This window comes from Pseudomonas sp. ef1 (assembly GCF_007293365.2).
GTDB classification, from domain to species: domain Bacteria; phylum Pseudomonadota; class Gammaproteobacteria; order Pseudomonadales; family Pseudomonadaceae; genus Aquipseudomonas; species Aquipseudomonas siliginis.
In genome coordinates this window covers 2,111,016-2,125,031 of the sequence record NZ_CM129815.1, presented here as the reverse complement: position 1 = coordinate 2,125,031, position 14,016 = coordinate 2,111,016, and the positions used below count along the sequence as shown (strand labels likewise).

Sequence of the window (14,016 nt, the reverse complement as noted above, 5' to 3'; positions counted from 1 at the left end):
ACTGGAGCGGGCGCCGAAAATACGGCACGCGCACGATACATGAATACCACCCTCCTCCACGCCCTGCTCGCCATGCTGGCCCTTCATCCCCAGCATGGAAATCGTGCCCATGAGCACCCCCAACGCACCCACACCCGATGAGCTCAAAAACGATCTCAACCAGATCGGTCGTCTTCTCTTCAACACCGAAACCCCGCTGTTGCCCGAGCACAAACCGAGCACCGAGCAGGCTCATCTCAAACGCCTCGAAGAGCAGCTGAAAACCTATCGCGACGGCTATCTGCAACGCAGCCGCGCGCTCTATCAGGCGCTGGCAACCACCGACCTGCAGAGCGAGGCAGGCAAGCAACTGATCGCCACGCTGAAGGTGCGCCTCAACACGCAACTGATCAACATGGATCTGCGTGACGAGATCGACGGCAAATCGGCAAAAACCTTCCTCAAATATGACGCCGGCTTCACTGCGCTTGAGTACGAAGCGCAACAGGCCGTCACCGATCGCCTGCTGCACCCACAGGCCGGCGAGCTGATACAGAAACTGGCACTCGGCCCGCTGTTGCGTCCGGCGATGTATACGTTGCAGTTCACTTATCAGCAAACCACTGTCGAGCTGGCCGGGGCTTTTCTTGTGACGCAAAACGACACCCCGAAAGTCAGCGATCTGCTGACCGACCAGAGCGCGGGCTTCGTCGTGTTGTTCACACCGGCCAGGGGCCTGGAGTTGTTCAATTCCCTGGCTGATCTCGATGCCCATCTGCTCAAGACCATGCAGCACAGCATCAGCCGTGGCGAATTGATGCAGCTGCTGCCCAGCCGCTACCACGATGTCGGTACAGCGGGAATCTGGCCATTGCAGCTGGCGCCCATCGACAGCAAACCGCTGTTCGAACACATCTACGATGCCCTGATCGAAAAGCGCACCCAGGATATCGAACATGCATTGAGTTTTGCCGCCAATCCGCAGCAGGATGGCGCTGTATTGATCGCCGAGCTGGAGCGCGCCATCGGCGCTGCGCTGCCGGATCTCACCCCGCGCCTGGCACTTCAGGCACAAACCCTGTTCGAGCGGCATTTGCGCAACAGCGCCCCGGACTGGTACCGCAGCGCCGACGCCGCCAAGCGGGCCGAACTGGCGTTGCACCTGGGCAATTACAATCAGGCCCGGCAAAACCTGCTTGACCTGATGGGTCCGGCGGTCAGCCTGATGGCCGTGGCCCGCCACCAATGGCTGGAACGGCTGAGTGATGATCTGCAAATCGACGACCTGGAACCGGACAAGCTGCAGATCATTACGGATCGACAGGTCCCCGGATTCGGCGCTTATGTGCACAAGAGCAATCTGCTCGAGCTGACCTTGCGCGGCCCGCACACCGGCGATGAGTTACCAGGCTCGGCGTTTCTCAGCCACACCCGGCTGACTTACAACGACCTGCCGTTATCCGACGAGTACGCGGACGTAACGCCCGCCTGGGTGATCAAGCAGGCACTGGAGCTGGAACCGCGCGTCGACTTCGCACGCTTGCAAACGCAGATGCAGGCGAGATCCGCGATCAAACCTGCGATCGAGCAGATGCTCGATCAGCGCATCGTCGCGCTCGCCCATGCCGCAGCGCTGCAAGGGCACCTGCTCGACGGCGATCTGCAAATGCTCCAGCGCCTGCGTAACGGCAGCGATCCACAGCTGCGCGCCGCCACCCTGTCTTTGCACGGTGCCCAACTGCAGGATCTGTGGGTGCTGCGTCAGACCGACGAATCCGGTGCGATCCGCCGCCTGCTGCTCTGCACACCGCAGGCGCCCCGTGAACGCCAGTTCGAGGCGTTCGACAGCGAGCGCCAATTGCAGACCCATCTCTTGGGTTGGGCCAAGCAGAATGACGCCGCCGAAAGCATGGCCGGCTATCTGATCAGCCGCGCACCGATGCGCTTTCGTTCGACCCTGCGCAAGGTATTGTCGGGGCTGAGCCTCAAGCCGGAAGCAGCAGAGCACCAGAAAGTCACGTTCGACCACCTGGGCAACCATCTCGATTGCCTCAAAGCGATGGCTGAACACATGCTCGCCACACGCATCGACGACTACGATTTCAGCACCCCGGTGTGGTATCGCTCGACCACTGCGGCCAATCGCCGAAAACTCTCGACCCTGAGCGACGACGCCGAGGGGGCTTTGCGCGCGTTCAATCAGCATCCGCTGTCGGGCGGACGTTTTCAGGCGTTTGACGATTACGTGCATGCGCAAGCGAAGATCAGCCTGAACCGCTTGCTCAAGCGCCCTGCCAATGACGTCGATCCCGACACCGTCTGGGCCTATTCGCCAAAGTCGATCGTGCCCTCATGGACGCCGAAACCGCTGACCTATACCCGGCTGTATCGAGACGGCTATGCCGACGGCGTCGGTTTTCTCGACCAGAAATTCTCACGCTCGGCGCGCTTCAAAGGTCCGCAAGGCGTCGATATCAGTAGCCTGACCGCGCAGAACGTAGCCCGCTCGGTCACGGGGGTCTGGATTGGCAAACGCTATACCGACAAAGTCAAAAACGAGCTGCAGGATTCGAAAAGCGAAGGCTACGCGTTCCGACGCAACGCGACACTGGCCATCACTCAGCGCCAGATGCAGAGCGCCGCGCTGGAATGCCAGCTGCAAGGACATATCGCCAGCAGCGACCTGCAATGGCTGCAGCAAAGCATCAGCAGCATGGATCAAACGTCGGGGCAGACCCGGACGAAATACCCGATCCACCGGTTGATGATCGACGGCGAATGGGTGATCGATGCCTGGTTGTTCAGCCATGGCGGCGATCCGGTCCTGCTGTATACGCCGGACGCACCGGACGGCGTGCGTTTTCGCGAAGCGCGCCTGTTCAATTACCTGCTGCTGCAGTCCGGCATGATCGAGTACCTGACCCAGCGGGTGGGTGTCAGTGCCCAGACCCGGGTTCGTACGTACCTGGAAAACATCCGCAATAAACTGCCCAAAGACCTCAACAGAACCAGCCCCAGCCCCGCCCGTTATGACTCGATGCGCCCGGCCGACGCCGTCAGCGACCTGAGTACCGCGCTCTACGACATGAAGTTGCAACGGCGGATCGACAACGTCCATGCCACGACCACCAGTCGCGCCGAAATGATTGCCGGCCTGATCTGGACGAGCGTCGAATGGGTCGCTGCCATCGCCACCGCGCCGTTCCCGCTGTTGAGCCTGAGCACCGGCCTGTTGCTGGCCTTCAAGGACGCGATGCTCGCCCTGCATGCCTATCGTCAGGGTAATAACAACGAAGCGTTCCGGCACTTGCTCGGTTATCTGTTCAACAGTGCTGGCGCGGTGCTGACGGATCTGCGTCCGGCGCTGCGTTCACTCAAGCCCGTCCGGCGCCCGTTGCGTCGGGCTGTCACCACCGTTGGCGACGAGCAAGAGGATCTTCTGCCATTGATCGATCAAATGGCGACCGAACCGGTCCGCGACGATATGCATGCCGTCGTTTTCAGAGGGCAGTCGTATTACGCCAGCACGACCCCGGACGCACTCGGCCGTTATTTGCTCTACCGCCCGGATCCGAATGGCTCCGGACTGCTTTCGACCGGCATTCTGACCGTGCGCAACTCCGACGGAGTGATGGTGCGCAGCGGCCTGTCCGGCGGTGCACCAAAATACGAAGCCGTGCCCGAAACACCCGGCCCGCATAAAGACTATGGAGTCGCGATCAAGTACCGGGAGCGCGTCGAAACATTGCTGGATCCGCAGTCGCGAAGACGAATGCTCCAGCTGGGCGAGCACTACATGGGCGTCTCACCACAGGTCATCCTGGTCAACGTGGTCGACAAAATGGCCAACATGCGCCAAGCCTATCTGCAACAGGTGGAAAAACTCACCACGGACGCCACGCGCCATTTTGCCCAACTCGCACCGCTGCCCGCTCGCGCCGAAGTGCCGGCGGTTGCCGCCAATACCTCATTCGCACAGTTGATCGCCAGTGATGCATTCGCCGCAAAGAATCTGGTCATCGGTGCACAGCCCGGCTCCCTCGCCAGCAAACAGGCACTGATCGAAAATCTCGACGTACTCTTGGAGAACGGCTACAAGCACCTTTTCCTCGAATACCTGCCGGGAGACGTGTTTCATCTCAAACTGGAAAAGTTCAACAAGGGCGAATCCTGGTACCACATCAAGAAACATCTGAAGGCGCTCGATAAAGCCATGGGCCATGAGCCTGACGCGCCTTTCTCTTACCTGGCGCTGGTGCGCAAGGCGCGGGAAAAAGGCATGAGCATTCATGCGCTGGACGGCTCGACCAGTTATCAACTCGAAGGGATCATGGTGATGTCCGAGGTCTCGCCTTTGACCCCGCGAAACAATCGCATCAGAAACTTCTATTCGCACAAGGCGCTTGCCACCGACATGGCCGAGATCGGCGAAGAGCGCTGGATTGCCCTGACCGAGCAGTCGCGCATGACCACGTTCGACAACACCCCGGGCCTGGCCGACCTCCACGAGGCCGTTGCCGTGCGTATTGAAGACATCGACTTGTACCAACCCGCACGCATAAGCAGGGACGCGCCCGGTGCCATCGCGGGAGACGCGACAGCGCAAGGTGATTACCTCCTACAGATGCCGAGTGCCTACAAGGCACCTCTACCTGTCTCCAAGCCGCCCGCCGCAGCTAGCGCCCTTGAACATTTCAGCGAGTTCGATATTGCTTTGCCACTGCGCGACGATATTGCTGAAATGTTGCATAAGCCCTACTCCATGGATTCCCATTACACCCCGACAGTACCCAGTGAAAGAACGGCCTACGAGGCTTTCCTTGCCCAACGCAAACGTCTGGAAAAAACCGCCAGGGACGCTTTTACCGACTACGTCCCACCCGATGCGCCGATCCTGCCGGTGCTCACCGCCGACTGCACATTCGAAGCTTTTTTACGGCAATTGACCGACGGACATCTGAATCTGCTGATCGGCGAAGCCCACGTCGATGCAGCGAGCAAAGCGCTGCTGAAAAAGCACATGAAAGCCCTCAAGGAAGCAGGCTATGACACGTTGTATGTCGAGCACCTGTTCACCGACCTGCACCAGGCCGATCTCGACACTTTTCTGCGTACCCAGCGCATGCCGGACAGGCTCAAGGCTTATCTGCATCGTCAGGATCAAGGGCAGATGCCGAATTACACAGGGAACGATACGTACACGGCGGTCTGTCAGGCGGCGGCCAAATACAACATTCGCATCAGAGCCCTCGATTGCACGGCGTCCTATCACCTCAAGGGCGTGTATGACGAACACGTCTCGCGAAACGAGATGTTCAGCTATTTTGCAACCCAAGTGATCGAGGCTGATCAATTGGCCAACGGGCCGCATAAATGGGTGGCCTTCATCGGCAGTGCGCATACCAATTACAACCTCGGTGTGCCAGGTCTGGCCGATACACTGTCCGCCGTCAGCCTGCACGTGCGCGATACCGCCCCTGAACTGGCCCGGGATATTCACCGTGGGTCGTGGGAATTTGTCAGCGGCAAGCACGAGGCCAACGTCAGGGCTTTGAGCAGCGATTTTGTGATGGAGGTGGCCGTCCCCGGAACGAAAAAGCCTGCTGCGACGCCTTCTGTCAGTCGCAGCAAACTGACCGAACCCGGAAACTTCCTTATAGAAAATGCAGACACCCGCAACGCCAGCGTGGTGCATAAATCCAGGTCCGGCGAGATCGTTGAGACGCCGATTCAGATCAATGACAAGGGTCTGTTCTTCGTTGATCGCTGGGAGAAAAAAGATCAGACCTTCACCTACCTGCGCACGTTGATCGACATGCTCGTCACAGACGTGAAGCTGACACAGGTGACGTGACGCCCGGGCAATTGAACGTTGTGGAAAACCACTGGGCTTGACGGCCCAGTGGTTTTTTCATGCCTGAGGATCCACCCGATCCAGCGCACGGTTCACCGCCAGCTCAGCGAGCATGATGATCTGCTGAATCGCCAGCGCCGTATTGCGCTGCGGTCGCCCCAACTGATCAGCGAAATCACTGGCCAGAGTGTTGGCTGAAGCGAGCGATTCACAGGCATGGGCGAGCAGGGTTTCGGTGTCGATTTCCGGCTGGATGAGGAACATGGTGCTGGGCGGGTGCGCCTTGCCAGGTTGCGGGCACAGGTAAAAATCCAGAGCCCGCTTGATCGCTTCGCGGTTTTTCGCGAGGTCGTCGGCGCGGATGGTTTGTTCGAGGGGGGTGGGTTCGTATGGTGGATCGGGCACAGGTTTTGACATTGATACGTTCCTAATCAATAGCCAATCACTTGCCGTTTCTCACGCGGCGGAGTGGTGGCAGCAGTGTGCGGGGTGAGAAACCGGTAGGAACAAGCCCGGCCGGACCGAAGTCCGCCCGCACACAGCCGCCATAACAATGCAGACAGCAGGAATGCCGGCGGCGATTATGGTGGTACTGATTGTGGATTAACAGTTCCTAAGGGTTCTCACACCCGATCGCCGAAGTTTCGGCGACACCAAAAGACTAGAGATCGCGCGTCCGACGGACAACCTGAAAACCTTGTGGGAAGGTTCTGGTCATCGGGTACCGGATTTAAACAATCTCAAGTTCTCGGGCGCCTGGATGGGCCTCATCGCGAGCAGGCTCACTCCTACAATTGGATCGAGCACAACCTCAAGAAACAGGTCGGCTGTCAGGCCGCCTTCGCGAGCAGGCTCGCTCCCACAAAAGCAAAAGCAAAGCAGCGCAGCTGCCCGCGGCGAAGCCGCCCCACTCAACAATGAGCGCAAGCTCGAGTGCTCTTGATCTTGATCCACCGGCGACGTCGGAAGGCTGAGTGGAGGGATTGATCCGGGCGTGGGAGCGCAGCGACCGTCTGGCGCAGCCAGACACAGCGGAAGGAGGTGCAGCGAAGCAAACCGGAGCCGCTGCGCCCGGATCAGTCCCGGAGCGAAGGAACCCGAGCCTGCGAGGGCCGAACGCAGGAGCAAGCGTTTTTTTGCTTACTTTTTTTAGGCGTTTGTAAAAAAAGTGAGTCGCCGTAAGGGCTAAACCGCCAGCCGCCACACCCGAAGCAACGGATATTCACCCAATCAGCCAGAACATGGTCGCCTATAAAGGCGCCATCGCGAGCAGGCTCACTCCCACAGAAAAGCAAATCGCAGGCAACAAAAAACCCGCAGACAATCCCTCATCTGCGGGTTTCCCGTTCCAGCAGCAAAGAAGATCAGAAATCCTCCAGCCGCCACACCTCATAAGCCGGCGTCTCATACGGATGACTGAGCTTCAACGCCGCCACAACAGCCACAATCAACTCATCCGCAACGACAAGCTCAACCTTCCATTCCTCAACCCGCTCAACCTGCCCCGCCTGACCGACAAACGGCTGACTGCCGTCCAACGGTCGAAACTGACCAGAGCCAAGCACCTGCCACGCACAGTGGTCATAGTCACCGATCCGCCCACCACCGGCAGCGAACACAGCCCCTTTGACCACCTCGACATGACTGTCAGGAACAAAAAACGCCAGCTTGTACACAGGCCTTAGTTAACCCAGACGCGCGCATTTCGGAACATGCGCATCCAAGGAGCATCTTCGGTCCAGTCTTCCGAACGCCACGAGTTCTGCACCGCGCGGAACACACGCTCCGGGTGCGGCATCATGATCGTCACGCGACCGTCACGGCTGGTCAGACCGGTGATCCCGCGCGGCGAGCCGTTCGGGTTGGCCGGGTAGGCTTCGGTGACCTTGCCGTGGTTGTCGACAAAACGCATCGCCACGCAACCGGACAGATCGGCTTCCAGCAGTGCTTCTTCGCTGGCGAACTCGGCATGACCTTCACCGTGGGCGATAGCGATCGGCATGCGCGAACCGGCCATGCCCTGCAGGAAGATCGAGTTCGACTCCTGGATCTGCACCATCGCCACCCGCGCTTCGAACTGCTCGGAGCGGTTGCGCACGAAGTGCGGCCAGAACTCGCTGCCCGGGATCAGCTCGTGCAGGTTGGACATCATCTGGCAACCGTTGCACACGCCCAGCGTGAAGCTGTCGTTACGTTCGAAGAAGCCCTGGAACGCATCGCGGGCGCGGCTGTTGAACAGCGCCGACTTGGCCCAGCCTTCACCGGCGCCGAGCACGTCGCCGTAGGAGAAACCGCCGCAGGCCACCAGGCCTTTGAACTCGTTGAGGTCGACACGACCGGCGAGGATATCGCTCATGTGCACGTCAATCGCGCTGAAACCGGCGCGGTCGAATGCGGCGGCCATTTCCACCTGACCGTTGACGCCCTGCTCACGCAGCACGGCAACCTGTGGGCGGATGCCTTTCTTGATGTAAGGCGCGGCGATGTCCTGATTGACGTCGTAGCTGAGCTTGACGCTCAGGCCCGGGTTGTCTTCTTCCAGCAGCGCGTCGAATTCCTGCTCGGCGCAGTCGGCGTTGTCGCGCAGACGCTGGATCTGGTAGCTGGTCTCGGCCCACTGACGCTGCAGCAGACGACGCTGGCCTTCGAACACGGTGTCACCGTTGAAGGTGATGTTGATCTGGCCATTGTTGATCGGCTGACCGATCACCGACACGCAGTCGCCCAGACCGGCGGCGCTGAACTGCGCGAGGATGTCCGGGGTGGCGTCCTGGCGAACCTGGATCACTGCGCCGAGCTCTTCGTTGAACAGGATCGCGGCGATCTCTGCCGAGGACTCGGCAACGCTGTCGAGGTTCAGGCTCAGACCGCAGTGGCCGGCAAAGGCCATTTCCACCACGGAGGTCAGCAGACCACCGTCGGAACGGTCGTGGTAGGCCAGCAGATGACCGTCGGCGTTGAGGCCCTGGATCACTGCGAAGAAGGCTTTCAGGTCTTCAGCGTCATCGACGTCCGGCGCATGCTTGCCGAGTTTGCCGTGGACCTGCGCGAGGATCGATGCACCCATGCGGTTCTGGCCGCGACCGAGGTCGATCAGGATCAGGTCGGTGGTGCCCTTGTCCATGCGCAGTTCCGGGGTCAGGGTCTGACGGATGTCAGCCACTGGCGCGAAACCGGTGACGATCAGCGACATCGGCGAAGTGACGGTCTTGTCTTCGCCATTGTCGTTCCAGCGCGTGGCCATGGACATCGAGTCCTTGCCCACCGGAATGGTGATGCCCAGCTCAGGGCACAGCTCCATGCCGACCGCTTTCACGGTGTCATACAAACGCGCGTCTTCGCCCGGGTGACCGGCCGCCGACATCCAGTTCGCCGACAGTTTGATGTCGGAAAGTTTGTTGATGCGCGAGGCGGCAATGTTGGTGATGGTTTCGCCGATGGCCATGCGGCCCGAGGCCGGCGCGTCCAGCAGAGCCAGCGGAGTACGCTCGCCCATCGCCATCGCTTCACCGGTGTAGACGTCGAAACTGGTGGCGGTGACGGCAACGTCAGCCACCGGCACCTGCCATGGGCCGACCATCTGGTCACGGGCGACGAGGCCGGTGATGGTGCGGTCGCCGATGGTGATCAAAAAGCTTTTGCTGGCTACGGCCGGGTGATGCAGAACGCGTTCGATGGACTCGCTGATGTCGAGGTTCGACGGATCGAAGTCATCGCCCAGCTCGGCTTCGCGAACCACCGAACGGTGCATGCGCGGCGCCTTGCCCAACAACACTTCCAGCGGCATGTCCACCGGGTTGTTGCCGAAGTGGCTGTCGGTGACGGTCAATTGCGGTTCGGCAGTGGCTTCCCCGACCACGGCAAACGGGCAACGCTCGCGTTCGCAGATCGCCTGGAAGCGCTCGAAGTCTTCCGGGCCGACTGCCAGCACGTAACGTTCCTGGGATTCGTTCGACCAGATTTCGTGCGGGGCCATACCCGGCTCGTCATTCGGGATGTTGCGCAGTTCGAAACGGCCACCACGGTCGCCGTCGTTGACCAGTTCCGGGAAGGCGTTGGACAGACCGCCCGCGCCGACGTCGTGAATGAAGCTGATCGGGTTCTTGTCGCCGAGCTGCCAGCAACGGTCGATGACTTCCTGGCAGCGACGTTCCATTTCAGGGTTTTCACGCTGCACGGAAGCAAAATCCAGATCCGCCGAGCTGGTGCCGGTGGCCATCGACGAAGCCGCGCCGCCACCGAGACCGATCAACATCGCCGGGCCGCCGAGCACGATCAGCTTGGAGCCGACGACGATCTCGCCTTTCTTGACGTGCTCTTCACGGATGTTGCCCATGCCGCCAGCGAGCATGATCGGCTTGTGGTAACCGCGCACTTCGTCGCCGTGCGGGGTGGTGATCGACTGCTCGAAGGTACGGAAGTAGCCGGTCAGCGCCGGACGGCCGAATTCGTTGTTGAACGCAGCGCCGCCGAGCGGGCCTTCGATCATGATGTCCAGCGCGGTGACGATGCGCTCAGGCTTGCCGTACGGCACTTCCCACGGCTGTTCGAAGCCCGGGATCTGCAGGTTCGATACGGTGAAACCGGTGAGGCCGGCCTTGGGCTTGGCGCCACGACCGGTTGCACCTTCGTCACGGATCTCGCCACCGGAGCCGGTGGATGCGCCCGGGAACGGAGCAATCGCGGTCGGGTGGTTATGGGTTTCAACCTTCATCAGGATGTGCACCGGCTCCTGCACCGCGCCGTACTGGCGGGTTTCAGGGTTCGGGAAGAAGCGGCCGGCAACGTTGCCGACAATCACCGAAGCGTTGTCCTTGTAAGCGGACAGCACGCCTTCGCTGTGCATCTGATAGGTGTTCTTGATCATGCCGAACAGGCTTTTTTCCTGGCTCTGGCCGTCAATGTCCCAACTGGCGTTGAAGATCTTGTGGCGGCAGTGCTCGGAGTTGGCCTGGGCAAACATCATCAGTTCGATGTCGTGCGGGTTGCGCTTCAGACCGTTGAAGGCGTTGACCAGATAGTCGATCTCGTCTTCGGCCAGGGCCAGGCCCAGCTCGGTGTTGGCCTTTTCCAGCGCGGCGCGGCCGCCACCGAGGATGTCGATGGCGGTCAGCGGCTTCGGCTCGGCGTGGCTGAAAAGACCGGCGGCCTGCTCAAGGTTGGCCAGCACGATCTGGGTCATGCGGTCATGCAGCGCGTCCGAAATCAGCTGGGCTTCGGCTTCGCTGAACTGCCCTGCAACATAGAAGGCGATACCGCGTTCCAGGCGCTGGATCTTGCTCAGGCCGCAGTTGCGGGCGATGTCACTGGCCTTGCTCGACCACGGCGAAATGGTGCCGAAACGCGGCAACACCAGAAACAGACGGCCGGTCGGCTCTTGAACCGGAACACTTGGGCCGTACTTCAGAAGGCGCGCTAGCACCTGCTGTTCGTCGCCGGTCAGGACGCCGGTGACTTCGGCGAAGTGAGCGAATTCAGCATACAGGCCACTGACAGCTGGAACCTTCTGGTTCAGTTGCTCAAGGAGTTTGCTGTGGCGAAAGGCAGAAAGGGCAGGAGCGCCGCGCAGGATCAACATCTTCGGGACAGCCTCGGGAAGGGGTGTGCTTTGAGGCCGTGCATTCTAGCCTAAACCGACCTCAACATCACCCGAAACGCTACGCACGGTTGCACTCGGGTAGCAATCTGTGTTTCTGCCTTCGGGGTCAGGTAAATCGAGCGTTTCAGCATGGCTTATTTTTACTGTAACAAAATGCCCTGAAGGCCCGTATTCAAGGGATTTCGCTCGGATTTGTGATCGCTAGCAGACTAGTCCTACGCTGTCGAGATATGGCGCCCGTGGCCGTTTGCGTATACTGCGCAGATGTTTTTCCCAACGGCTTTGCGTCCGCGATACGCCAAATGGCTGATCGCAACCGGACTCTTCCTGATGCTCGGTGGCTGTGTTGATAAACCCAACACACTCGAGCGCGTAAAGGAGGACGGTGTGCTGCGCGTGGTTACCCGCAACAGCCCCGCCACCTACTTTCAGGATCGCAGCGGTGAAACCGGCTTCGAATACGAGCTGGTGAAGCGCTTCGCCGACGATTTGGGCGTCGAGCTGAAGATCGAGACTGCCGACAATCTCGATGACCTGTTCAACCAGGTCGGCAAGCCGAACGGCCCGGTACTCGCGGCCGCCGGTCTGGTCAGCAGCGATGAACGCAAGAAGCAGGTGCGGTTCTCCCACTCCTACCTCGAAGTCACCCCGCAGATCATCTACCGCAACGGCCAGTCGCGCCCCACCGATCCGGCGGATCTGGTCGGCAAGAAGATCACCGTGCTCAAGGGCAGCACCCACGCCGAACAACTGGCCGCGCTGAAACAGAAATATCCCGGCATCGAATACGAAGAATCCGACGCGGTTGAAGTGGTCGATCTGCTGCGCATGGTCGATGAAGGCCAGATTGACCTGACCCTGGTCGACTCCAACGAAGTTGCGATGAATCAGGTGTACTTCACCAACATCCGCGTGGCCTTCGACCTCGGCGACGCGCGCAGCCAGAGCTGGGCGGTGGGCCCGGGCGAAGACAACAGCCTGCTCAATGAAATCAATGCGTATCTGGACAAGGTGCAGAAAAACGGCACCCTGCAACGCCTGAAGGACCGCTACTACGGCCACGTTGATGTCCTCGGCTACATGGGCGCCACCACCTTCGCCCAGCACTTGCAGCAGCGCCTGCCGAAATACGAACAGCACTTCAAGAATTACGCGAAGAAAGAGAAAGTCGACTGGCGCCTGCTGGCCGCCATCGGCTATCAGGAATCCCTGTGGCAGCCGACGGTGACCTCGAAAACCGGCGTGCGCGGTCTGATGATGCTGACCCAGAACACCGCGCAGGCGATGGGCGTGTCGAACCGCCTCGATCCCAAGCAGAGCATTATGGGCGGTGCCAAGTACCTGGCTTATATGAAAGATCAGCTCGACGATTCGATCCAGGAACCGGATCGCACCTGGTTCGCCCTGGCGGCGTACAACGTCGGCAGCGGCCATCTGGATGACGCGCGCAAACTGGCGGCGAAGGAAGGCTTGAATCCGGACAAATGGCTGGACGTGAAAAAGATCCTGCCGCGCCTCTCGCAGAAGCAGTGGTACAGCAAGACCCGCTACGGTTACGCCCGCGGTGGCGAGCCGGTGCATTTCGTGGCGAACATCCGTCGCTACTACGACATCCTGACCTGGGTGACCCAGCCGCAGCTTGAAGGCGATCAGGTGGCCGAGGGCAACCTGCATGTGCCGGCGATCGACAAGTCGAAACCGGCGCAAGAGCCCGCCCTCTTTAAAGCAAAAGATCGCAACCTCCGGCAGCTGCTACAGGGCTATGTGTACACCTGTAGGAGCTGCCGAAGGCTGCGATCTTTTGCTCTTAGCCCTTTAGAGCAGCAGCCAGGATCAGCGTTTTCATTTCCGACACAGCAGATTTGAAGCCCACGAACAACGCATGCGCCACCAGCGCGTGGCCGATGTTCAGTTCGTTGATGCCTTTGATCGCCGCCACGGCCTCGACGTTGTGGTAATGCAGGCCATGCCCGGCATTGACGATCAGGCCCTGCGCCAGTCCAAACGCCACGCCATCAGCGACGCGCTTGAGCTCTTCTGCCACTTCAGTCGGGGTTTCGGCATCGGCGTAACGCCCGGTGTGCAGCTCGATAGCCGGCGCACCGACGCGCTTGGAGGCGGCGATCTGGCGCTCGTCGGCGTCGATGAACAGCGACACTTCGCTGCCGATCTTCGACAAGCGCTCGACCGCAGCCCTGATGCGCTCCTCCTGCCCCGCTACATCCAGACCGCCTTCGGTGGTCAGCTCCTGACGGGTTTCCGGGACCAGGCAGATATGCGCCGGGCGAATGCGCTCGGCGAACGCCATCATTTCTTCGGTGACACCCATTTCGAAGTTCATGCGGGTTTGCAGCACATCCTTGAGCAGCAACACGTCGCGCTCCTGGATGTGACGGCGATCTTCGCGCAGGTGCACGGTGATGCCATCGGCGCCCGCCTCTTCTGCATCCAGCGCCGCTTTGACCGGATCCGGGTAGCGCGTGCCACGGGCCTGACGCAGGGTGGCGACGTGGTCGATGTTCACGCCGAGAAGAATGCGATTGCTGCTGGTCACGGATGCGCTCCTGAATTGAGAGATTCGGCG

5 protein-coding genes and 1 pseudogene are annotated in these 14,016 nt (G+C 60.4%); 2 read left to right on the top strand and 4 right to left on the bottom strand.

Going from position 1 to position 14,016, the window contains the following annotated elements; translation table 11 throughout:
* The first annotated feature begins 109 nt into the window (after positions 1 to 109).
* Entirely contained in the window at positions 110 to 5,833 is a 5,724-nt protein-coding gene (locus FEE99_RS09540) for a membrane-targeted effector domain-containing toxin (RefSeq protein WP_041478211.1), read from the top strand.
* A 57-nt stretch (positions 5,834 to 5,890) separates the two neighbouring features.
* Here FEE99_RS09540 and FEE99_RS09535 read toward each other — a convergent pair whose 3' ends face one another.
* The 3 genes from FEE99_RS09535 to purL form a co-directional block, all read right to left on the bottom strand.
* A complete protein-coding gene (locus FEE99_RS09535) occupies positions 5,891 to 6,250 on the bottom strand; it encodes a DUF6124 family protein (RefSeq protein ID WP_041478212.1) in 360 nt (119 codons plus the stop codon).
* A 947-nt stretch (positions 6,251 to 7,197) separates the two neighbouring features.
* Positions 7,198 to 7,509 carry a Nif3-like dinuclear metal center hexameric protein gene (locus FEE99_RS09530; protein WP_041479517.1) on the bottom strand — a complete coding sequence of 104 codons (312 nt, stop codon included), beginning with the start codon at positions 7,507 to 7,509 and terminating at the stop codon, positions 7,198 to 7,200.
* A gap of 5 nt (positions 7,510 to 7,514) precedes the next feature.
* Positions 7,515 to 11,411, bottom strand: coding sequence for a phosphoribosylformylglycinamidine synthase (gene purL, locus FEE99_RS09525; RefSeq protein ID WP_041479516.1), 3,897 nt, complete (start codon positions 11,409 to 11,411; stop codon positions 7,515 to 7,517).
* Positions 11,412 to 11,696: 285 nt separating this feature from the next.
* On the opposite strand from purL, the pseudogene mltF reads away from it, so the two are divergent.
* Positions 11,697 to 13,142: pseudogene (gene mltF, locus FEE99_RS09520) on the top strand (membrane-bound lytic murein transglycosylase MltF); the annotation flags it as partial.
* Positions 13,143 to 13,239: 97 nt separating this feature from the next.
* Here the strand turns inward: mltF and pdxJ are convergent.
* Positions 13,240 to 13,986, bottom strand: coding sequence for a pyridoxine 5'-phosphate synthase (gene pdxJ / locus FEE99_RS09515; protein ID WP_041479515.1), 747 nt, complete (start codon positions 13,984 to 13,986; stop codon positions 13,240 to 13,242).
* Between the last annotated feature and the right edge of the window lie 30 nt (positions 13,987 to 14,016).

Coding starts and splice junctions, on each gene's coding strand:
- purL (WP_041479516.1), bottom strand. CDS start 11,411: ATGTTGATCCTGCGCGGCGCTCCTGCCCTTTCTGCCTTTCGCCACAGC.
- FEE99_RS09540 (WP_041478211.1), top strand. CDS start 110: ATGAGCACCCCCAACGCACCCACACCCGATGAGCTCAAAAACGATCTC.
- FEE99_RS09535 (WP_041478212.1), bottom strand. CDS start 6,250: ATGTCAAAACCTGTGCCCGATCCACCATACGAACCCACCCCCCTCGAA.